Here is a 21504-nt window from a genome sequence, read left to right on the forward strand (position 1 = left end):
GCGGGCAGCGCCCGCTCCCACAGGGGGGAGGGGCGCACACGGGTCCGTGTGGGAGCGGGTTCTACCCGCGATGAGGCCGGTACAGTCGCCGGAGAATTACCGCCGGGCCAGGTTCATCTTCACCCGCCCCTCGGCCGGGCTGAGCACCCGTGCGCCCAGGCGCGTCAGGATCTCGGTGACCCGCTCGACCAACTGCCCATTGGTGGCCAGCACACCTTTCTCCAGCCAGATATTGTCTTCCAGCCCCACCCGCACATTGCCGCCCAGCAGCACCGCCTGCGCGGCCATGGGCATCTGCATGCGGCCAATCCCGAAACCCGCCCACACGGCATCGGTCGGCAGATTGTCGACCATGGCCTTCATGGTGGTGGTATCGGCCGGGGCGCCCCAGGGAATGCCCAGGCACAGCTGAAACAACGGATCGTGCAGCAAGCCTTCCTTGATCATCTGCTTGGCGAACCACAGGTGGCCGGTGTCGAAGATTTCCAGTTCGGCTTTCACCCCCAGTTCGGTGATGCGCTTGGCACCAGCGCGCAGCTGCTGCGGGGTGGACACGTAGATGCTGTTGCCGTCGCCGAAATTCAGGGTGCCGCAGTCCAGGGTGCAGATGTCCGGCAGCAGTTCTTCCACGTGGGCCAGGCGGGTCAGAGGCCCGACCAGATCGGTGCCGGCGCCGAATTCCATCGGGCATTCGTCACGGCCGATCTCCAGATCCCCGCCCATGCCGGCGGTGAGGTTGACGATGATGTCCACATCCGCTTCGCGAATACGCTCCATCACTTCCCGATACAGCGCCACGTCGCGGCTGAATTTGCCGGTCTGCGGATCGCGTACGTGGCAGTGGACCACGGTGGCGCCGGCCTTGGCGGCTTCGATGGCGGCCGCTGCGATCTGCTGCGGGGTGATCGGGACGTGGGGGCTCTTGCTGGTGGTGTCGCCAGCACCGGTTAAAGCGCAGGTGATGATGACGTCGTGATTCATTGAGGTGGGTCCTTTGGGTTGGTTGAATGTGTGCTCGGGAAGAAATTGGCGGTGACGGGTCCCCACACCCCAGCCCTCCCGGATCGGCGTATCGCCCTAGGGGAGAGGGGGTAAAAAGCAGATCGCCGATCGTCGTGATATCGCGGTGCGGACCCTTGACCACCGATCTAGGGATTGGCACTCAAGCGCACATTTCCCTCAGCCGGCTTGCCATCGAACGTCGTCACCCCCTGCAACCAGCGTTGCTGGTCCTGCGGGTGATCCTTCAACCACTGGCGGGCCGATTGCTGAGCATCCTTGTGATCCAGCAGGGGCTGCATCATCCGGCTCTCGTCCTCGGCGGTGAAGGTCAGGTTGGTCAGCAGCTTGTCGACGTTCGGGCAGCGGCTGGCGTAGTCGGGGGCGGTCACGGTCCACACCGTCGCCATGCCTTCGTTCGGCCCCAGGGCATCTTCGCTGCCGGTGAGGTAGGTCATCTTCTGGTTGACGTTCATCGGATGCGGGGCCCAGCCGAAGAACACGATGGCTTCACTGCGGTTGACTGCTCGGGTCACCGCCGAGAGCATTCCGGCCTCGCTGGATTCCACCAGTTGGAAGTCGCCCAGGCCGAACCGGTTCTTGGCGATCATGTCCTTGATCTGGGTATTGGCGCCCGAACCGGGTTCGATGCCGTAGATCTTGCCGCCCAGCTCTTTCTTGAAACGGGCGATATCGGCGAAGCTCTTCAGCCCCTTGTCGGCCAGGTAGGTGGGTACGGCCAGTGTGGCGCGGGCGTCCTTGAGGCTTGGCTCGGCCAGCACCCGCACCTGTTTCTGCTCGACGAAGGGGGTGATGGTCTGGGTCATCAACGGGTTCCAGTAGCCCAGGAACAGGTCCAGGCGCTGATCGCGAATGCCGGCGAAGATGATCTGCTGTGAAGCGCTGGTGGACTTGACCTGATAGCCCAAGCCTTCGAGCAATACCTGGGTCATGGCGCTGGTGGCGATCACATCAGTCCAGTTGACCACGCCCAGGCGCACGTTCTTGCAACTGGCGGGCTCGGCGGCGTTGACCGTTTGGGTCAGCAGGGTACCGGTGAGCATCAGCAGACAGCAGCTGATCAGTCTATTCATGATGGCTCCTCGTGCGGCAGTTCGAATTGTTATGGGGGGCGGCGTCTTTGCACCGTGTGAACACGTTACGCAGACCGCGCGGGGAAAAATCGCACTGCAGCGACCGACACTTGCACAGTGGCGACGTGGTGGGTATTAGTGAACACCCCCGTAGGAGCGGCGTCATAGCCGCGAACGCCCCACCGCGGTATCCCTGACACACCGCGGCGCCCATTTCGCGGTTTGTACAGGGGAGATTCATACGGTCTGTAGGAGCGGCGTCATAGCCGCGAACGCCCCACCGCGGTATCCCTGACACACCGCGGCGCTTCATTCGCGGCTTTTACGCCGCTCCTACGGGGCTGTGGGGGCGGGTTCTACCCGCGATGGCGTCGGCATTTTCAACGCAGAAATCACAGAGCTCTCGATGCCCCGACATTTCCATTTTCTGCTCCTTCCCGGCTTCTCCGCCCTGGGCTTCATCTCGGCGGTGGAACCCTTGCGCGTGGCCAACCGCTTTCGCGGCGAGCTGTACCGCTGGCAGGTCGCGAGCCTGGACGGCGGGCCGGTTGTGGCCAGCAACGGCATGTCAGTGAACGCCGACACGGCGCTCGGACAGGTGACCAAAGGCGCAACGGTCGTGGTGGTGGCAGGGTTCGAGCCCCTTGCCGCCTATACGCCGGCGCTGCGCGAATGGTTGCGGCGCCTGGACAGGGAGGGGGTGACCCTGGGCGGTATCGACACCGGCAGTTTCATCCTGGCTCAGGCCGGCCTGCTGGAGCGCCACCGGGTGGCACTGCACTGGGAGGCGCTGGAGGCTTTTCGCGAGTTTTACCCGACGCTGGAGGCCAGCCAGGAACTGTTCGAAACCGATGGCGCGCGGATCACCTGTGCCGGCGGCACGGCGTGCATCGACCTGATGCTCGACCTGATCGCCCAGGCCCATGGCAGCGAGCTGGCGATCCAGGTGTCGGAGCAATTCGTGGTCAGCCGCATTCGTCCGCGCAAAGATCACCAGCGCCTGCAGATCGCCTCGCGGTACGGCATCAGCAACAAGAAGCTGGTGCAGGTAATAGGCGAAATGGAGCAGCACACCGAACCGCCATTGAGCACACTGGCACTGGCGGAGCTGGCCAAGGTGACCCGGCGCCAGTTGGAACGGCTGTTTCGTCTCCACCTGAACGACACGCCGAGCAACTTCTACCTGCGTCTGCGCCTGGAGAAAGCCCGGCAACTGTTGCGTCAGACCCAGATGAGTGTGCTGGAAGTCAGCATTGCCTGTGGCTTCGATTCACCGTCGTATTTCACCCGCAGCTACCGCGCGCGGTTTGCCTGTTGCCCGCGGGAGGATCGGCGTGGGCGGGATGCGGGGTAGGGGCTTGGGGCAGGCGGTGACTGAAAGGACGCCTTCGCGGCTGCACGCCGCTCCTACGGGGGGGGCGATGGTGTTGTGCAGCCGCGAAGGCGTCTTCAGCCGCACTGCATATGTACCGTAGTGAACTCACCGCGCGCCGTTACCCTGCATGCTCAATTGATCGATAAAGGAATCATCGACATGCGCAAGCACGCCACCGCAGCACTCATGCTGACCACCCTGGCCGGCCCGGTATCCGCCGCCTGGTACGACTGCCGGGTCATCGACCATCAGGCCGAAGATCTGCGCGGCAACACCTTGGTGGACTTCCCCGTGGAGGCAGACAGCCTCGGTGAGGCCGAAGAAAAAACCCGCGCGTTCGTGGCGCTGGATCTGGGCAACCCGACGGATGTCGGGTTGGATTGTCGGATGAATGAGGAGGAATGAGGGACCTGTGCCAGCCTTGCGGGCCTCATCGCGGGTAGAACCCGCTCCCACAGGGGATCTGCGTGGTACCGGTGTACCCTGTGGGAGCGGGTTCTACCCGCGATGGGGCCGGCACTGACACCGCACCGTCACCGGCCCTTGAGCAACACCGCACACCCGGCCTTGTAGGCCTCGTGCTGATACTTGTTCAAGGTGCCGGGCAGCTCGCCGCCCAGCTTCTTGGCCTGGGCGCTGATGGTCTGCGGCGAAACCAGCACCACCTCGCAGCCTTCCAGCAACTGCAGCACCCCTTCGATCTTGAAAGTCGTGGGCCCGCCGGCGAACTCGCCTTTCTTGCCGCGTTTCTTGATGGCCAGCAGCGTCAGGCCCTGCTCGGCCACGAACGCCGCCACCTGCGCGCTGAACGCCTTCACGTTGGCGCCGACGTCATCATCGTCCAGGGCGATCTTCTTCAGTGTTACCGGCACATGGGCAAGACCACTGGCCCCCTGTTCCACCACCGCGAAGATCGCTTCGCTGCCCTTGATCTCGACGCCACCGATTCTCGCGCTCACTCCAGACCCACCGATTGCAGAAACTCGGACCGCTCGTCGCTCTTCTGCGCGCGGCAGTCATTCTGCGCGGTGTCGTAGACCTTGGTGCCCTTGGCAGCATTGACCGTGTACACGTCGCAGTCGGCATCCCGCGACTTGGCCCACAGGTCCTGCGCGATCTTGAGTTTGTCGGTGAACGCCTTGAGCTCCGGCGAGCCCTTGGGGAACTGCGAATTGATCCGGTCGAGCAAGTCCTTGTAGGACTCGTTCATCTCGGTTTCCGACGTGCTGCGGTTGTAGGCCGAACAGTCGTAGCCTTGCTGGTCGGTTTCGACATTGTCGCAAGGGGTGGGACCATCGGACTCCTCGGCGTGGACGCCAAGGGACAGCAGGGCAAGCAGGAGCAGCATCGATCTCATTATGGATTTCCCTAACCCGGTGCGCAGGATAATTGCCGGTGATTCTGTCTCAGGGGCGGAGGAATGAATAGAGGGCGCGACTTGCCGGGCCGATATTTCATCCTCGAACCACGCCATCACGGGTGGAACCCGCTTCCTCAGGGGCCGGGCAGGCTGACGGGCGAGAAGGGAATGTCGTGCATTGACGCTTTCGGCAATTCCCTTGTCGTTTTTGCATCCGGTCCGGCTGGCGCGCAGGCATATGCTGGCCCCATGAAGCGCCGGCAAACGACTCGGCGCCCCAAATTGCCTATAGGGGACAGCCTGATGAGCCCAGCCGAACTGCACGCCGACAGCATCGTTATCGACGGGCTGATCATTGCCAAGTGGAATCGTGAGCTGTTCGAAGACATGCGCAAGGGCGGCCTGACCATGGCCAACTGTACCGTATCGGTGTGGGAGGGCTTCCAGGCCACCATCGACAGCATCTGCAAGAGCCAGAAGCTGATGCGCGAAAACAGCGACCTGGTGATGCCCGTGCGCACCACCGCCGACATCCGCAAGGCCAAGGAGCTGGGCAAGACCGGCATCCTCTTCGGTTTCCAGAACGCCCATGCCTACGAAGACCAGATCGGCTACGTGGAGGTGTTCAAGCAGCTGGGCGTGGGCATCGTGCAGATGTGCTACAACACCCAGAACCTGGTCGGCACCGGTTGCTACGAGCGTGACGGTGGCCTGTCGGGCTTCGGTCGCGAGATCGTTGCCGAGATGAACCGCGTGGGCGTGATGTGCGACCTGTCCCACGTCGGCTCGAAAACCAGCGAAGAAGTCATCCTCGAATCGAAAAAACCGGTGTGCTACTCCCACTGCCTGCCCTCGGGCCTCAAGGAGCACCCACGCAACAAATCCGATGCGGAACTGAAGTTCATCGCCGACCACGGCGGCTTCGTCGGCGTGACCATGTTCGCACCGTTCCTGGCCAAGGGTATCGATTCCACCATCGACGACTACGCCGAAGCCATCGAATACACCATGAACATCGTCGGCGAAGACTCCATCGGTATCGGCACCGACTTCACCCAGGGCCACGGCCAGGACTTCTTTGAATACCTGACCCACGACAAGGGCTACGCCCGTCGCCTGACCAACTTCGGCAAGATCATCAACCCGCTGGGCATCCGTACCGTGGGCGAGTTCCCGAACCTTACCGAAACCCTGCTCAAACGCGGCCACAGCGAGCGCGTCGTGCGCAAGATCATGGGCGAGAACTGGGTGAATGTCCTGAAAGACGTCTGGGGCGAATGAGTACCTCTGGAGCCTACTGCGCCCGCCGATAGCTGCGTCAGGTCCTCGCTCAACGCTTGCCGTACCGGGGTACGACGCGCATTTCGCTGCGGTCCTTCCTTGCTCTCGACGTGCTCGCTACGGCTCCAAAGGCACTCATGCTGCTGTTTATTTAAAAGCAAAGCGGTTCGCCTTTGCTTCAACGAATTGTGAATTTCCGGAGTTTAGATCCCATGGCCAAGATCGCCCCGCAACTGCCCATCGAAGTCGACAGCGAAACCGGCGTCTGGACCTCCGACGCCCTGCCCATGCTGTACGTACCGCGGCACTTTTTCGTCAACAACCACATGGGCATCGAGGAAGTGCTGGGCGCCGACGCCTACGCCGAGATTCTCTACAAGGCCGGCTACAAGTCAGCCTGGCACTGGTGCGAAAAAGAAGCCGAGTGCCATGGCCTGGAAGGCGTCGCGGTTTTCGAACACTACATGAAGCGCCTGTCGCAGCGTGGCTGGGGTCTGTTCAAGATCCAGGACATCGATCTGGATAAAGGCACCTGCAGCGTCAAGCTCGAGCACTCCGCCTTCGTCTATGTGTATGGCAAGGTCGGACGCAAGGTCGATTACATGTTCACCGGCTGGTTCGCCGGCGCCATGGACCAGATTCTCGCCGCCCGCGGCAGTGCCATCCGTACCGTCGCCGAGCAAGTGTACGGCGGCTCCGAAGAAGGCCACGAAGATGGTCTCTTCACTGTAAAACCGTTGTAAGTCGAGGAATAAACCGTCATGGCTTTCGAAGCGATGTTCCAGCCGATCCAGATCGGCAAGCTGACGATCCGCAACCGCGTGCTCAGCACCGCGCATGCCGAGGTCTACGCCACCGACGGCGGCATGACCACCGATCGTTACGTGAAGTACTACGAAGAGAAAGCCCGCGGCGGAATAGGCCTGGCTATCTGCGGCGGTTCCTCCAGCGTGGCCATCGACAGCCCTCAGGGCTGGTGGAAGTCGGTCAACCTGGCCACCGACAAGATCATTCCGCATTTCCAGAACCTGGCCGATGCCATGCACAAGCATGGCGCCAAGATCATGATCCAGATTACCCACATGGGCCGGCGCTCGCGCTGGGATGGCGAGCATTGGCCCACCCTGATGTCGCCGTCGGGCATCCGCGAACCGGTGCACCGTGCCACCTGCAAGACCATCGAGCCGGAAGAGATCTGGCGGGTGATCGGCAACTACGCCAGTGCCGCCGCACGCGCCAAGGCCGGCGGCCTGGACGGCGTCGAATTGTCGGCGGTGCACCAGCACATGATCGACCAGTTCTGGAGCCCGCGGGTCAACAAGCGCACCGACGAATGGGGTGGCAGCTTCGAAAACCGCATGCGGTTCGGGATCGAGGTGATCAAGGCCGTACGCAAGGAAGTCGGCGACGACTTCTGCGTGGGCCTGCGGATCTGTGGCGATGAATTCCACCCTGACGGCCTGAGCCACGAGGACATGAAGGAAATCGCCAAGTATTACAGCGACACCGGCATGCTCGATTTCCTTGGCGTGGTGGGCTCCGGCTGCGACACCCACAACACCCTGGCCAACGTCATTCCCAACATGAGCTATCCGCCGGAGCCGTTCCTGCACCTGGCGGCGGGCATCAAGGAAGTGGTGAAGATTCCGGTCCTGCACGCGCAGAACATCAAGGACCCGAACCAGGCCACGCGCATTCTGGAAGGCGGCTACGTCGACATGGTCGGCATGACCCGCGCGCACATCGCCGATCCGCACCTGATCGCCAAGATCAAGATGGGCCAGGTCGACCAGATCAAACAGTGCGTGGGCGCCAACTACTGCATCGACCGCCAGTACCAGGGCCTGGACGTGCTGTGCATCCAGAACGCCGCCACCTCCCGTGAATACATGGGGGTGCCGCACATCATCGAGAAGTCCACCGGCGTGAAACGCAAGGTGGTGATCGTCGGCGCTGGCCCAGCCGGCATGGAAGCGGCGCGGGTATCGGCCGAGCGCGGCCACGATGTGACCTTGTTCGAGAAAAAGGAATTCATCGGCGGCCAGATCACCACGGCCTCCAAAGCGCCGCAGCGCGACCAGATCGCGGGTATTACCCGCTGGTTCCAGCTGGAACTGGCGCGCCTGAAAGTCGACCTGCGCCTGGGCACGGCAGCCGATGCCGACACCATCATGGACCTGCGTCCGGACATCGTCGTGCTGGCGGTGGGCGGTCATCCGTTCCTGGAACAGAATGAACACTGGGGCGCGGAAGAAGGCCTGGTGGTCAGCAGTTGGGACGTGCTCGACGGCAAGGTCGCGCCGGGCAAGAACGTGCTGGTGTACGACACCATCTGCGAGTTTACCGGCATGTCGGTGGCCGACTTCCTGGCCGACAAGGGCAGCCAGGTAGAGATCGTGACCGATGACATCAAGCCGGGTGTGGCGATCGGCGGAACGTCGTTCCCCACCTACTACCGCAGCATGTACCCCAAGGAAGTGATCATGACCGGCGACCTGATGCTGGAAAAGGTCTACCGCGAGGGCGACAAGCTGGTGGCGGTGCTGGAGAACGAATACACCGGGGCCAAGGAAGAACGGGTGGTCGATCAGGTGGTGGTGGAGAACGGCGTGCGTCCCGACGAGAAGATCTACTACGCGCTCAAGCCGGGCTCGCGTAACAAGGGCCAGATGGACATCGACGCCTTGTTCGCGATCCAGCCGCAGCCGTCGTTGAGTACCTCCGGTGATGGGTATCTGCTGTTCCGCATCGGCGACTGTGTGGCCCAGCGCAATACCCATGCGGCGATCTATGACGCGCTGCGCTTGTGCAAGGATTTCTGACGCCGTTCCAGGCTTGACCTCGATCCTGTGGGCGCGGGCAGAGCCCGCTACCACAGGATCTGCGTCGGCCTCCCGTCATTCTGGATCTCAGGGTCCGCAGGGGCTTCACCATGCTCGATACGCTTCTTCCCATCCTGCTGTTCGCGGCCCTCGGCCTGGCTGTATTGGGCGCCGTGCGGCGCATCAACATGTGGCGTCGTGGCCGGCCTGCTCAGGTCGACCTGCTGGGCGGGCTGCTGGCCATGCCCAAGCGCTACATGGTCGACCTGCACCATGTGGTGGCCCGCGACAGATACATCGCCAACACCCACGTGGCCACCGCCGGCGGTGCGGTACTGGCCGCGGTGCTGGCGATCCTGGTGCACGGTTTCGGCCTGCACAACCGCATTCTCGGCTACGCACTGTTGTTCGCCTGCGCCCTGATGTTCGCCGGGGCCTGCTTTGTCTACGCCCGTCGGCGCACGCCACCGGCGCGCCTGTCCAAGGGCCCTTGGATGCGCCTGCCGAAAAGCCTGTTGATGTTCTCGGCCAGCTTCTTCATCGCCACGCTGCCGGTGGCGGGCATCCTGCCGCCTGACTTTGGCGGTTGGGTGCTGGCGCTGATCCTGGGCATCGGTGTGGCCTGGGGCGTGTCCGAACTGTTCTTCGGCATGACCTGGGGCGGTCCGATGAAACACGCCTTCGCCGGTGCCCTGCACCTGGCCTGGCATCGCCGCGCAGAGCGTTTCGGCGGTGGTCGCTCCACGGGTCTCAAACCCCTGAACCTGGACGACCCGCAGGCCCCGCTGGGCGTGGAAAAACCCAAGGACTTCACCTGGAACCAATTGCTGGGCTTCGACGCCTGCGTGCAGTGCGGCAAGTGCGAGGCCGCCTGCCCGGCGTTCGCCGCCGGCCAGCCGCTGAATCCGAAAAAACTGATTCAGGACATGGTGGTAGGCCTGGCCGGCGGCACCGACGCCACATTCGCCGGCAGTCCGTACCCCGGCAAAGCCATCGGCGAGCACGGCGGCAACCCGCACCAACCCATCGTCAACGGCCTGGTGGATGCCGATACCCTGTGGTCGTGCACCACCTGCCGCGCCTGCGTGGAAGAGTGTCCGATGATGATCGAGCACGTCGACGCCATCGTCGACATGCGTCGTCACCTGACCCTGGAGAAGGGCGCTACGCCGAACAAGGGCGCCGAAGTCCTGGACAACCTGATCGCCACCGACAACCCCGGCGGCTTCAACCCAGGTGGGCGCATGAACTGGGCGGCAGACCTGAACCTGGACCTGTTCAGCGACAAGAAGCACGCCGAGGTGCTGTTCTGGGTCGGCGATGGCGCGTTCGACATGCGCAACCAGCGCACCCTGCGCGCCTTCGTCAAAGTGCTGAAAGCGGCCAGGGTCGACTTCGCGGTATTGGGCCTGGAGGAGCGCGACAGCGGCGACGTCGCGCGGCGCTTGGGTGACGAGGCGACCTTCCAGCTGCTGGCCAACCGCAACATCCGCACCTTGGGCAAGTACAGCTTCAAGCGCATCGTCACCTGTGATCCGCACAGTTTCCATGTGCTGAAGAATGAATACGGCGCCTTGGGCGGCCACTACGAGGTTCTGCACCACAGCACCTTCATGGCCGAACTGGTCAACGCCGGCCAACTCGCTCTGGGCCAGCACAAGGGCGGCAGCGTCACCTATCACGACCCGTGCTATCTGGGCCGCTACAACGGTGAGTACCAGGCCCCGCGCGATGTCCTCAAGGCGTTGGGCATCGAGGTCAAGGAAATGCAGCGTTCGGGCTTTCGTTCCCGGTGCTGCGGCGGCGGTGGCGGTGCACCGATCACCGACATTCCTGGCAAGCAGCGCATTCCCGACATGCGCATGGACGACATCCGCGAAACCCAGGCGCAGTTGGTGGCCGTGGGCTGCCCGCAATGCACGGCCATGCTCGAAGGCGTGGTCGAACCGCGGCCCTTGATCAAGGACATCGCCGAACTGGTGGCCGACGCGCTGGTGGAAGAGCCGGCCGCGCCGGTCAAGCCGACCCCGGCCAAACGTGAAATCGCTGCGGAGGTGAACTGATGAGCGACATTATTCGCCGCGACCCGCGGGCCGAGTGGATCGCCCGCAACCGTCTGCATCCGCTGCACAGTGCCCTGCAGCCCCAGGCCAGTGCCTGGATGGGCCCCAACGGAGTCATGCGCAAGAACCCCCATGGGATCGGCTTCCTTGGCCCGAACGGGATCAAGCGCATCGACCGCAGCGGTGCCCAGCAGGGGGGAGCGAGCAAGCGCTCGGTGGCCGTGCAGGTGCAACTGCCGTTGCATCAGGTGGCGGCGCCGGCGTTCTACATTGCCGTGGTACCGGACATGGTCGGCGGCCGCCTGAGCAGTCACGATCGCGATCTGCTTGGCCTGGCCCATCGCCTGGCGGCAAACGGCGGTGCCGTGCTGGCGATTGTGTTCGGCGAGCACAAGGAAAGCGCCTTCGACACCGCCGGTGTGGATCGCCTGCTGGTGCTGCAGGGCAACGAATTCGAAGGTTATGCACCTGAGCAACGGGTCCAGGGCCTGCGCGCTGTGGATAACCAGTTCAGCCCCCGGCATTGGCTGCTGCCTGACAGCCGCACCGGTGGTGGGGAGCTGGGCCGTCGCTTTGCCGCCAGCCTGGGTGAGCGGCCGGCGACCCGGGTGTGGCAGGTCAAGGACAACCAGTGCATCGGCCGTGCCGGTGCCGGCCAGCAGGACATAGCCCGCCTCCTGCCGCGCCTGATTCTGGCCGCCGCCGAGTGCGCCGAGCCTGTGGATGAAACTCGCCACGAGGTACTCCCCGTGGAGTTGTCCACAGGCGTGGTGCGCAGCCTGACCCGCATCGAAGACCTGGGCGCAGTGGCGGTGGACCCGTCGGCCATCCCCATGGCCGAGGCCGAGTTCATTTTCTCCGGCGGCAATGGCGTACAGGACTGGGACCTGTTCCATCGCACCGCTGCCGCACTGGGCGCCACCGAAGGCGCCTCGCGGGTGGCAGTGGACGACGGCTTCATGGGCCGTGATCGCCAGGTGGGCGCCAGTGGTACCTGGGTCACGGCGCGGGTCTATGTGGCGGTGGGTATCTCCGGCGCCATTCAGCACCTGCAGGGCATAGGCGCGTGTGACAAGGTCATCGCGATCAATCTGGACCCTGGCTGCGACATGATCAAACGCGCCGACCTTGCCGTTGTCGGTGACAGCAATGCGCTGATGCAGGCCCTGATCGAAGCCGTCGACGCCTACCGCAACCACGCCAAGCGTGATGCCGCCTGATGAGAGAGACACGCCCATGAACACCAAGGTCATCAGTCTGGTTTCCATCGGTGCCCACCCCACCTCGGGCCGACCTCGCCGCGCCGAGCAGGACGCTCGCGCCGTGGAGCTTGGCCTGCAACTGGCTGGGGATAACTTGCAGGTCGCCCATGCGGGTGACATTGCCGAACCCGCCTTGCGTGCCTATCTGGGCATGGGGCTTGCCCAGTTGCATGTGCTGGAACTGCCCGAGGGGGGTGACGCGCTGCCGGCGCTGGGCGACTACCTGCAAGGGCAGGGTGCCCAGTTGGTGTTGACCGGTAGCCAGGCGGAAACCGGCGAAGGCTCGGGGATGTTGCCGTTCCTGTTGGCCGAGCGCCTGGGCTGGCCGATGATCGTCGGCCTGGCTGAGGTGGAGTCCATCGGCGACGGGGTCGCCCATGTATTGCAAGCCTTGCCGCGCGGTCAGCGGCGGCGCCTGAAGGTGCGCCTGCCGTTGCTCGCCACGGTGGATAACGCCGCGCCAAAACCGCGCCAGAGTGCGTACGGCCCCGCCCAGCGTGGCACGTTGGCGGCCGATGAGGTGGAAGTGGTGATCGATGAGTTATCCACAGCCGGTGACTGGCAACCTGCCAAACCCCGGCCCAAGCGGCTCAAGGTGATCAAGGCCAAAAGCGGCGCCGACCGCATGAAGGCCGCCACCGCCAAGGCCAGCGGCGGTGGCGGGCAGGTGCTCAAGGGCCTGAGCGCAGAGGAGGGCGCCCAGGCGATCCTTAAAACACTGCTCGAAGAAAACGTCCTCCGTTAAAGCCCGGAGGTGTAGCAGCGGCGTAAGCCGCGTCCGCCCCCCCCGATCTTCCCGACAACTCTGCGGCGTCCGATGACGCGGCTTACGCCGCTGCTACAGGTGCGGGGTGACGCGGGTCAGGAGGTGTTGGGTGAAGGCGGGTTCCAGGATACGGTTGCCGTGAGCGCTCAGGTGATCGCTGTCACTGAACAGGGGTTTGCCTTGATCGTCGTAAGCCGAGCACAGGCTGCCGGGGCAGAGGATGGGCAACGGGTCCCAGACCTGCAACGCCGGAAACTGTGCGCTCAGCCTGGCCAGCACGTTCATCTGCGGTGCGCGCAGCGCCTCCAGCCATTCGCGGCTGACATCGAAACCCGGTGCACACACCGGGTTCATGCGATTGAACCCATCCGAACAGCGATTGGGCGGCGCTTTGAACAACGGCTTCGGCGCGTCGATCAGCACCGTCAGCCCCGCCCGGGTCAGGCGTTGCAACAGCGCCTCGGCTGACTCATAGGCGGCCTCGCTGCGCTCAGGCGTCTGTTGCGCGAGGATCGCGGCCAACACCTGATCATCCCCCTGGCGCCAGCCCCGGCCCTTGAGCTCGGGCATGCGCAGCGACGCCAGGAACACGATGTCCCCCGCCTGCGCCCGTTCAAGCAAATCCCCCAGTGCGGCCTGCCGGCTGGCGGCGCAGCGCGGCGGATCGGCGTCCATCAGGCTGATCACCGGACAGCCACCGCGCTCGTATTCCACCACCTCGACACCCAGGCGCAGGGCAACGATATTGAGCAGCGTGCGGTAGGCCGCCGTGTGTGAATCGCCCATCACGAACAGCCGACGTCCTTGCATGGCCGAGTCCTCGATGACCTCCAGCGGCTCCTGTGGATAATGTTTGTAGGCCTGCCAGGTATAGCTGTCGCTGACCTGGCTCAGGGATAGACGCTCGGTGTTGGCGGTTATCCACACGCCCGCGCCTGCCGCCAAACCCACCCCCGCCACGGCTCCGGCAAGCGTCAGGCCGGGGCGCCTGTGCAACGCGCTCCTACCTCTGCGTGCAGGTGTTTCGATCCAATGGTAGGAGGCCGCCGCCAGCGCCAGCAGCACCGGCGGGTAGGCCCAGGGCACCCACGACTGCTCCATGCCCACCGTCCAGCGTACAAACACCGCCAGGGGCCAGTGCCACAGGTACAGCGAGTAAGACAGCCTGCCCAGGTAAGTCACCGGCGCGGCGCGCAACAGACGCCGCAGACCCCAGCGCGACCCCCCAGGCTCGGCGACCACCGCACTGATCAACAGCAGGGTGCCCAGGACCGTGAGCATCGCCCACGGAAACGGGAAATGCGTTTGCTCGGCAAACGCCAGACCCGCCGCCAGCAGCAGCGCACCGGTCACCAGCAGCGGCCGGGCCAGCGAGCGACAGCGCGCCACGAAGCCCGTCACACTCATCAGCTGAAACAGCAGCGCCCCCGCCGCCAATTCCCAGAACCGAGCCGGCAGCAGGTAGAACGCCGCCAAGGGATCGCGGGTCGTCTGCACTGCGCACAGCACCAGCGACAACAGGGCTGCTACAGGCAACAACATCCACGCCAGCAGGCCCTGCTGCCGGCGGCGCAGCCAGACAAAGAACAGCAAGGGAAATATCAGGTAAAACTGCTCCTCCACCCCCAGGGACCAGGTGTGCAGGTAGGGATTGAATTCGGCACCGGGCGAGAAGTAGGTATCCAGGTTCCACGCCAGCACGACATTGCTCAGGCCGAACACGGCAGCCAGGCCAGTGTTGTCGTTCTGATCGCTGAGCCACACTGGCGGCACCAGCAGCGCCGACAGCACGAAACTCACCACCAGCACCGTCAGCAGCGCCGGCAGGATGCGCAGCACTCGACGACGATAGAAGTCCAGCAGGTAGGCGCCCAGAGGCAGGCCATCGCGCTGGGCCAGGGCACGGCTGATGACGAAGCCGGAGATCACGAAGAACATGTCCACACCGGTAAACCCCCCGGGCAGAAAGCCGAGGAATTCGATGTGGAAGATCACCACCGCAAACACCGCGATGGCCCGCAGGCCGTCGATGCCGGGGACGTAGGAGGTTGACATGGGAAGCGCCTTTTTATTGTTAGGCGGCGACCATAGAGCAACCCTTTCGAGAGTGGAATCCAACTGGGGTTTCCAGATATGTCATCACTGCAACAGTGTTCGCAGGGATTGGCGATGCATGGTTTGGATTGTGTGGGGGATGTGATGGCCCTTCGCGGGCAGAGCCCGCTCCCACAGGGGTTGTGCGTTGCCTATGTGGCGGCGTTGGCCCCTTCGCGGGCAGAGCCCGCTCCCACAGGGGGGTGTGCGTTGCCTATGTGGTGGTGTTGGGCCCTTCGCGGGCAGAGCCCGCTCCCACATGGGGTTGTGCGTTGCCTATGTGGTGGTGTTGGGCCCCTCGCGGGCAGAGCCCGCTCCCACAGGTGAGACTGAGTTGACCTGTGGGAGCGGGCTCTGCCCGCGAAGGGGCCGGTATGCCTGGCCAAACGTCCAAGCCGTGTGCAGGCAGTCAGGACGCCTTCGCGGGCGCGCTTCTACAAGGTCAAATGCCGAGCATCTGGGCATTGTGGCGTTGTTTGAACGCGGAGGCCGTGGCAGCGGCGTTCTCCAGTCTTCCGATGGCTTTGTCCCTTTTGGCCCACAGCTGACCCAGTGTCATTTGCCGCGTACTGGTGATGCTTGGGCAGAAGTCCAGAATGTCACTGGCCTGGGTAGCGCCATACATCGTAGCGATCTGGTCAGTGCGGCGACGCAGTTCGGCAATGGTCTGCAGAGCACCGTTCTCCAGTACCTCGATCTTGGCCGGATCCTTGTCCTTCTGTGTCTTGTACAGTTCATACCCGCCCTTGAGCACATCGACGCCGATCTTGACGGCTACGCCCGCCGAACCAGCGGCTTTGGAGCCTGCGGTCTTGGCCACTTCAATACCGAGGTTCAGCGCGCCCTTGGGCGTGTCTGGAACAAAGCCGGTCAGCTTGCCGTAAGCCTTGCCCAACACGCCGTTCTTGCGGATCTTCGCGTCGTGGACGACGGACGACATATTGAGGCTACCGGTTTGCAGGTGCAGCGTGGCGGTGTTACCCGCTTTTTCCATGCCTTTTTCTGAGCCGACACTGGCCAACTTGCCCACCACGAAACCAGCCCCCCCGCCGATCACGGAACCCGGCGGGCCCGCTACAGCCAAGCCGATACCGGCGCCTATTGCGGTCGATACGACTGTTGAAGACAGGTTGGATACCACGATGGTCGTGAGTCGCAAACCCACCGCCTTGGCCAGTTCCAAGTTGCTTTCCATGTTCGCGATGCCCTGGACGACCCCGTTGCTGCGGCTTTTGACCACATCGAACATAGCCATCAACACTTCCATCCGGCTTTGCCTGCCACGGGTGAACCAGTCCTTGCAGTGGCCTTTGAAGCTTTCCTGGGCCTTGGCCAAATCTGCGGGCGACAAACGGTCCCACGACCCCCGAGCCTCCATGTACTCAGGCGTCGGCCCGGCAGCGATCATGGCTTCGAGGGTGTCGTATTTGGTCTTGCTGCGGCCATCTCCGTCGACCAGGGTTATGGGGTTGTTACCCACCATGGCGTACAGGTTCAAACCGTCGATGTCGCCACCAGGGTCTGGATTGAGCCAGCGTGCCAGCCAAGGGGCGTAGTAGCGCAATCCGTAGTAGTACAGCCCGCTGGCGTCGCGCTCCTTGCCTGAATAGCGGATGGTCTTGTATTGAGCCTCCAGCGCATTGCGCCCGGCCCAGCAGGCCGTACCGCCAAAGGGATAGTATTCTTCCCGGCTGATCAGTTGCGCCTGCTGGTCCAGCTCCAGGGTGCAGGAGCCGAGGTGATTGTCCAGGCTGTAGCGCAACTGGTCATTGCTCAGCGCTTCGGGTTTTCCTTGCTCCCAGTGCAGCAGGCGCACGCCGCTGCGCCCCGCCCGGGCGATGACCACGTGGAGCCGTTCCCCGCTGCGGCTGTCGGTACGAATCTCCAGGCCTGGCAGATAACGCACATCGCTCACTCGGGTGCCGTTACGCACCTGCGCGCTGGAATGCTTGCGCACCCGCCCGCCCGCCGCGTCGTAGATATAGCGCTCATAATCGTCATCGCCGTCAGGGCGGCTGACCGGGGTGATCTGCTGCAACTGATTCTGGTTGTCCCAGCCAAGCGCCTGCCCAGGTTGCAACTGGCGCAGGTTGCCGTTGCTGTCAAAGGCGGCCGCCAGTTGCGTTTCGTCCGGTAGCACGCCGTCGCGTTCAGGCAGCGCGCGGTTGCTCAGCCGGGCAACCGCCATGCGTTGGGTGCGATTGCGCTGGCCGTTCACGTGGCGCAGTTCCAGCAGGTTGCCGGACGCATCGTAGTGCATGCTCTGGGTATAGTTGAGCAACAGGCCAGGATCGTCCGGCAGTAGCATCAACTCGGGAAGCGCTGGGCCTTGACCCGCACTGGCGGCTTCGCGTCCGCTGGCCGTGATCAACTGGTAGAGCGAATCGTAACTGTAGTGGTTAACCGCTTCGGTACGCTGATTGGCAAAGTGGCGAACAGGTTGTGAGCGGTCGCCGACGCTGAGGATGTTGCCGGCCGGATCATATTCGTAATGCAGGTCCTGCAGCAGTGTCCCACCCGCCCGTTGCGAGGTTGCCCGTCGCAGACGCTGGCTCGACGGGTCATATTCAACGCGGCTGACCACGCCATTGCCTGCAGTCTGAGAGATGACACGTCCCGTCGCGTCGTAATCGATCTCTACCAACAAAGGGATGTTCACGCCGTCTGCGGTGACCAGGTCACTGGCATTCTGCAAGCCGCTGATGTCATGGCCGAACTGCTGGACGTTGCCCGCCGCGTCCTGGTGGCTGAGCAACAGCGCAGTCGCATCGTGGAGGCTATGGCTGGTGTAGCCCGCACCGGCCTCGAGCAGGGCGTCTCGGGCACTGAGGGCTTCAGGCCAGTCCGCGGCCGTGTCGCCGGCCAGGAAGCGGCGACTGTGGCGGATGGCTTCACCGGTAATGCTGAAGCCTTGAGCGAACAGACTGCCCGCATCGTCGTCGTGGCGAATCACTGAGCCACACAGGTTCAGCTCCGCTTGCTCGGGGTCGACAGCGGCATAGGTGATGCGCTGAGTCGTACGCGAGGGGCCTTGCGCGTCGTGCTTGATCACCGAGGTCATTCGACCCAGGGCGTCATATTCGTGGGTCGTACACGTCTGCCGGCTATCCCAGCTCGCTCGCGCCAGCCCGCTGGCGTCTTGCAACATCACCTTCCATCCCGAGTCGACGTTGTGCTGCTGCAACGGCACCCCGGACAGGCTGAAAACGGTGCGCTGGTTGGGCGTGTCGCTGGTGCCGGCCTCGAAGTGGGCGAGTTGGCGGGGGTCCCATTGGGCGGTGGGGCGGCCGAGGGCGTCATGCCACTGCGCGTGGCCGCGGCGTTCGGCGGGGGTGTCGGCAGTACGGCGGTGGTAGGCGAGGGTGCGCACGCCGAGGCCACGTGGATCGCAAACGACAATGCCGGGCGTGCGGCTGTGGACTTTCAGGTGTTCGGGAATGCTTCGCTGAGTCGACATACAGTTACCTTGGATCGGACGGATTTTCCTTGTTTTATGTCCTATCGGGCAGGTGGCGACCATCGGCGCAGGCAGTAGGTTTCGCAGGTACAGACAGCGGTTCCGGGGTGAGCGCGCCGGGTTTCGCACCGGCGCATGAGCGGCTGAGGGGGATGAAAGGTTGAAGCCGGGCAGCGCCCGGCGAATCATTCGTGCACGGCAACGCCCTTGAGGTACGCCGCAGGCTCTGCGCCGAGGTTGCTGAGCATGCGCTCGCTGTACCAGTCGATGAAGTTGACCACGCCGAACTCGTAGGTCTTGGAGTAGGGCCCCGGCTGGTAAGCGGTGGAGTTGATGCCGCGCTGATTCTCTTCGGCCAGGCGACGGTCCTGGTCGTTGGTCGCGTCCCACACCTGGCGCATGCGCTCCACGTCGTAGTCCACGCCCTCGACCGCGTCCTTGTGCACCAGCCACTTGGTGGTGACCAGGGTTTCCTGGGCGCTGATCGGCCACACGGTGAACACGATGATGTGATCACCCATGCAGTGGTTCCACGAGTGGGGCAGGTGCAGGATGCGCATCGAGCCCAGGTCCGGGTTCTTGATGCGGCCCATGAGTTTCTTGCAGCCCACCTGGCCGTCCAGGGTCATGGACAGCGTGCCCTTGAGCAGCGGCATGCGCACGATGCGGTTGCGCAGGCCATGGCTGGCGTGGGCGTAGGGAATCTTTTCCGCTTCCCAGGCGGCGGCCGACGCGGCCACGTGGTCCTTGAACGCCTGGTCGGCACGCGGGTCGGTGACGTCGTCCCACTCCAGCAGGGTTTTCAACAGCTCCGGGTGGGAGCCGCCGCAGTGGTAGCACTCGCGATTGTTCTCCAGCACCAGTTTCCAGTTGGCCTTTTCCAACAGGTTGGTCTGCACCGCGACCTTGGTGTTTTCCATGTCGTACGGTTCCATGTAATGGTTCAGCGTACTGAGGAAATTGTCGATCGCGGGTGGGTTCTCGGCCAGGCTGATGAAGATGTAGCCGCCGGAGGTTTTCACGTGCACGGGCTTGAGGCCGTACTGCTTCATGTCGAAGTCGGCACCCATCTCGGTGCCGGCGAACAGCAGGCGGCCATCCAGTTCGTAGGTCCACTGGTGGTAATGGCAGACCAGCTTGGCCACCTTGCCCTTTTCCTTGGTGCACAGGCGCGAGCCGCGGTGCCGGCAGACGTTGTGAAAGGCATGCACCACGCCGTCGACGCCGCGTACCACGATGATCGGATTCTTGCCCACTTCCAGCGTCAGGAAGTTGCCCTTGGCCGGGATTTCGCAGGTCATGCCGGCGATCAGCCATTCCTTCTGGAAGATCTCCTGCATGTCGATCTGGAACAGCCGCTCGTCGCTGTAGAACGGCTGTGGCAGCGAGAACGTGCGCTCGCGCTCCTGCAACATGTGCGCGGTCGCCTTGCGTGCGGGCTCCAGTGGATCGCCCAGGCTCAAGGTAGTGGTGGCATCCATCGTTTGTATCCTCATGACCAGGCTAGGTGGCCGCGAAAAGTGGCAGGTACGGTTGGCAACGCAAGGCTTCTGAAAGCAGCTTCATTTGCGGTGGAGTGTGCGACTCGGCGCGCCGGGAACCTTATCCATGGGCGACATGGCCAAATCCATTCCCGACGCTGGAGCCTAGGTAGCATGGGGCTGGTCGCCATAAGCATGTGAATGTCGCGAATGGGAAAGTCGTCGCTTTATGGCACACGCAGAATCGCTCCCATGCACAGCCGACCGTCGGCCCCTGGAGATGAGCATGTCCAATAACTTCCTGATGCCCGTAAACACCCAGACCTGGGCCAATGGACGCCACGTCGTTCGGTGCGTCAAGGTGATCCAGGAAACCTGGGACGTGCGCACCTTCTGCTTCATGGCCGACCAGCCGATCCTGTTCTTCTTCAAGCCAGGCCAGTTCGTCACCCTGGAGCTGGAGATCGAAGGCGAGCCGGTGATGCGCTCCTACACCATCTCCAGTTCGCCGTCGGTGCCCTACAGCTTTTCCATCACCATCAAGCGAGTGCCGGGCGGACGCGTCTCCAACTGGCTGCACGACACCCTGCACGAAGGTCAGGAGCTAGCGGTGCACGGGCCGGTGGGGTTGTTCAACGCCATCGACTTCCCGGCGCCGAAGATTCTCTACCTCAGCGGTGGTGTCGGCATCACGCCGGTGATGTCCATGGCCCGCTGGTTCTACGACACCAACGCCAATGTCGACATGGTGTTCGTGCACAGCGCCCGTTCTCCCAAGGACATCATCTACCACCGCGAGCTGGAACACATGGCGTCGCGGGTGGATAACTTCAGCCTGCATATCATCTGTGAGAAGCATGGCCTGGGCGAGCCTTGGGCGGGTTACCGTGGCTACCTCAATCACAAGCTGCTGGAGCTGATCGCGTCGGACTTCATGGAGCGGGAAATCTACTGCTGCGGCCCCACGCCGTACATGAATGCGGTCAAGCGCCTGCTTGAAGTCGCCGGTTTCGACATGTCCCGCTACCACGAAGAGTCCTTCGGAGCGACCCCGCCAGAGGCCCGCGCCGATGCCGTGGAACAAGCCGAACAGGCGGCCGATGCCCCGGAAGTGGATGTCTCGGAATTGCACCAGGTGGAATTCACCGCCACCGGCAAGAGCATTCGCGTGGCGCCGGGGGAAACGGTGCATGCGGCCGCGTCCAAGCTCGGCCTGATGATCCCCAAGGCCTGCGGCATGGGCATCTGTGGGACATGCAAGGTGTTGAAGCTGGGGGGCGAGGTGGAGATGGAGCACAACGGCGGCATCACCGAGGATGATGAGGCCGAGGGGTACATTCTGTCGTGCTGCAGTGTGCCGAAGGGGGATGTGCGGATTGAGTTTTGAGGGGGGGTGGGAGTTGGTGAGGATCGGTGGTGAATGGTCCCCTCACCCCGGCCCTCTCCCTGA

Annotated in this window: 16 protein-coding genes; 9 read left to right on the forward strand and 7 right to left on the reverse strand. The window is 63.5% G+C overall.

Going from position 1 to position 21504, the window contains the following annotated elements; all coding sequences use genetic code 11:
• Positions 1 to 96 precede the first annotated feature (96 nt).
• Both B3397_RS04580 and B3397_RS04585 read right to left on the reverse strand, forming a co-directional pair.
• Positions 97 to 981 (reverse strand): 3-keto-5-aminohexanoate cleavage protein, encoded by an 885-nt coding sequence (locus tag B3397_RS04580; RefSeq protein WP_296247702.1) that lies wholly within the window; start codon positions 979 to 981, stop codon positions 97 to 99.
• Between the two features lie 167 nt (positions 982 to 1148).
• A complete protein-coding gene (locus B3397_RS04585) occupies positions 1149 to 2093 on the reverse strand; it encodes a choline ABC transporter substrate-binding protein (protein ID WP_296247703.1) in 945 nt (314 codons plus the stop codon).
• 406 nt (positions 2094 to 2499) lie between these two features.
• Here B3397_RS04585 and B3397_RS04590 point away from each other — a divergent pair, with 406 nt between their 5' ends.
• Together B3397_RS04590 and B3397_RS04595 are read left to right on the forward strand one after the other, a co-directional pair.
• Positions 2500 to 3447, forward strand: a complete 948-nt coding sequence (locus tag B3397_RS04590) for a GlxA family transcriptional regulator (RefSeq protein WP_296247706.1) — start codon at positions 2500 to 2502, stop codon at positions 3445 to 3447.
• A 180-nt stretch (positions 3448 to 3627) separates the two neighbouring features.
• Complete coding sequence (locus B3397_RS04595; protein WP_296247709.1) at positions 3628 to 3873, forward strand: hypothetical protein; 246 nt, start codon at positions 3628 to 3630, stop codon at positions 3871 to 3873.
• A 128-nt stretch (positions 3874 to 4001) separates the two neighbouring features.
• On the opposite strand, the gene B3397_RS04600 is transcribed toward B3397_RS04595, so the two are convergent.
• Together B3397_RS04600 and B3397_RS04605 are read right to left on the reverse strand one after the other, a co-directional pair.
• On the reverse strand, positions 4002 to 4427 hold the full coding sequence (locus B3397_RS04600; RefSeq protein ID WP_296247711.1) for a DUF3010 family protein: 426 nt from the start codon (positions 4425 to 4427) through the stop codon (positions 4002 to 4004).
• Positions 4424 to 4816: a lysozyme inhibitor LprI family protein gene (locus B3397_RS04605; protein ID WP_296247713.1), complete on the reverse strand. Its 393-nt coding sequence runs from the start codon at positions 4814 to 4816 to the stop codon at positions 4424 to 4426. Before B3397_RS04605 ends, B3397_RS04600 begins: the two co-directional genes overlap by 4 nt.
• A gap of 315 nt (positions 4817 to 5131) precedes the next feature.
• Between B3397_RS04605 and B3397_RS04610 the strand changes: the two genes are divergently transcribed.
• The 6 genes from B3397_RS04610 to B3397_RS04635 all read left to right on the forward strand — a co-directional run bounded on the left by B3397_RS04610 (position 5132) and on the right by B3397_RS04635 (position 13001).
• Positions 5132 to 6109, forward strand: coding sequence for a dipeptidase (locus B3397_RS04610; protein WP_296247717.1), 978 nt, complete (start codon positions 5132 to 5134; stop codon positions 6107 to 6109).
• Positions 6110 to 6321: 212 nt separating this feature from the next.
• Positions 6322 to 6852 (forward strand): DUF5943 domain-containing protein, encoded by a 531-nt coding sequence (locus B3397_RS04615; protein WP_296247719.1) that lies wholly within the window; start codon positions 6322 to 6324, stop codon positions 6850 to 6852.
• 18 nt (positions 6853 to 6870) lie between these two features.
• A complete protein-coding gene (dgcA, locus tag B3397_RS04620) occupies positions 6871 to 8931 on the forward strand; it encodes a dimethylglycine demethylation protein DgcA (RefSeq protein WP_296247721.1) in 2061 nt (686 codons plus the stop codon).
• Positions 8932 to 9041: 110 nt separating this feature from the next.
• Positions 9042 to 10994 (forward strand): dimethylglycine demethylation protein DgcB, encoded by a 1953-nt coding sequence (gene dgcB / locus B3397_RS04625; RefSeq protein WP_296247722.1) that lies wholly within the window; start codon positions 9042 to 9044, stop codon positions 10992 to 10994.
• Positions 10994 to 12214 (forward strand): electron transfer flavoprotein subunit alpha/FixB family protein, encoded by a 1221-nt coding sequence (locus B3397_RS04630; protein ID WP_296247724.1) that lies wholly within the window; start codon positions 10994 to 10996, stop codon positions 12212 to 12214. Before dgcB ends, B3397_RS04630 begins: the two co-directional genes overlap by 1 nt.
• Positions 12215 to 12230: 16 nt before the next feature.
• On the forward strand, positions 12231 to 13001 hold the full coding sequence (locus B3397_RS04635) for an electron transfer flavoprotein subunit beta (protein WP_296247726.1): 771 nt from the start codon (positions 12231 to 12233) through the stop codon (positions 12999 to 13001).
• 93 nt (positions 13002 to 13094) lie between these two features.
• On the opposite strand, the gene B3397_RS04640 is transcribed toward B3397_RS04635, so the two are convergent.
• The 3 genes from B3397_RS04640 to gbcA form a co-directional block, all read right to left on the reverse strand.
• Positions 13095 to 15077, reverse strand: a complete 1983-nt coding sequence (locus B3397_RS04640; RefSeq protein WP_296247727.1) for an acyltransferase family protein — start codon at positions 15075 to 15077, stop codon at positions 13095 to 13097.
• Between the two features lie 481 nt (positions 15078 to 15558).
• A complete protein-coding gene (locus tag B3397_RS04645; protein ID WP_296247729.1) occupies positions 15559 to 18573 on the reverse strand; it encodes an RHS repeat domain-containing protein in 3015 nt (1004 codons plus the stop codon).
• Positions 18574 to 18758: 185 nt separating this feature from the next.
• A complete protein-coding gene (gene gbcA / locus B3397_RS04650; RefSeq protein WP_296247731.1) occupies positions 18759 to 20054 on the reverse strand; it encodes a glycine-betaine demethylase subunit GbcA in 1296 nt (431 codons plus the stop codon).
• 286 nt (positions 20055 to 20340) lie between these two features.
• On the opposite strand from gbcA, the gene gbcB reads away from it, so the two are divergent.
• Positions 20341 to 21441, forward strand: coding sequence for a glycine-betaine demethylase subunit GbcB (gene gbcB, locus B3397_RS04655; RefSeq protein ID WP_296247733.1), 1101 nt, complete (start codon positions 20341 to 20343; stop codon positions 21439 to 21441).
• The last annotated feature ends 63 nt before the right edge of the window (positions 21442 to 21504 follow it).

Source organism: Pseudomonas sp. UBA4194 (genome assembly GCF_002379585.1).
Taxonomy (GTDB): Bacteria; Pseudomonadota; Gammaproteobacteria; order Pseudomonadales; family Pseudomonadaceae; genus Aquipseudomonas.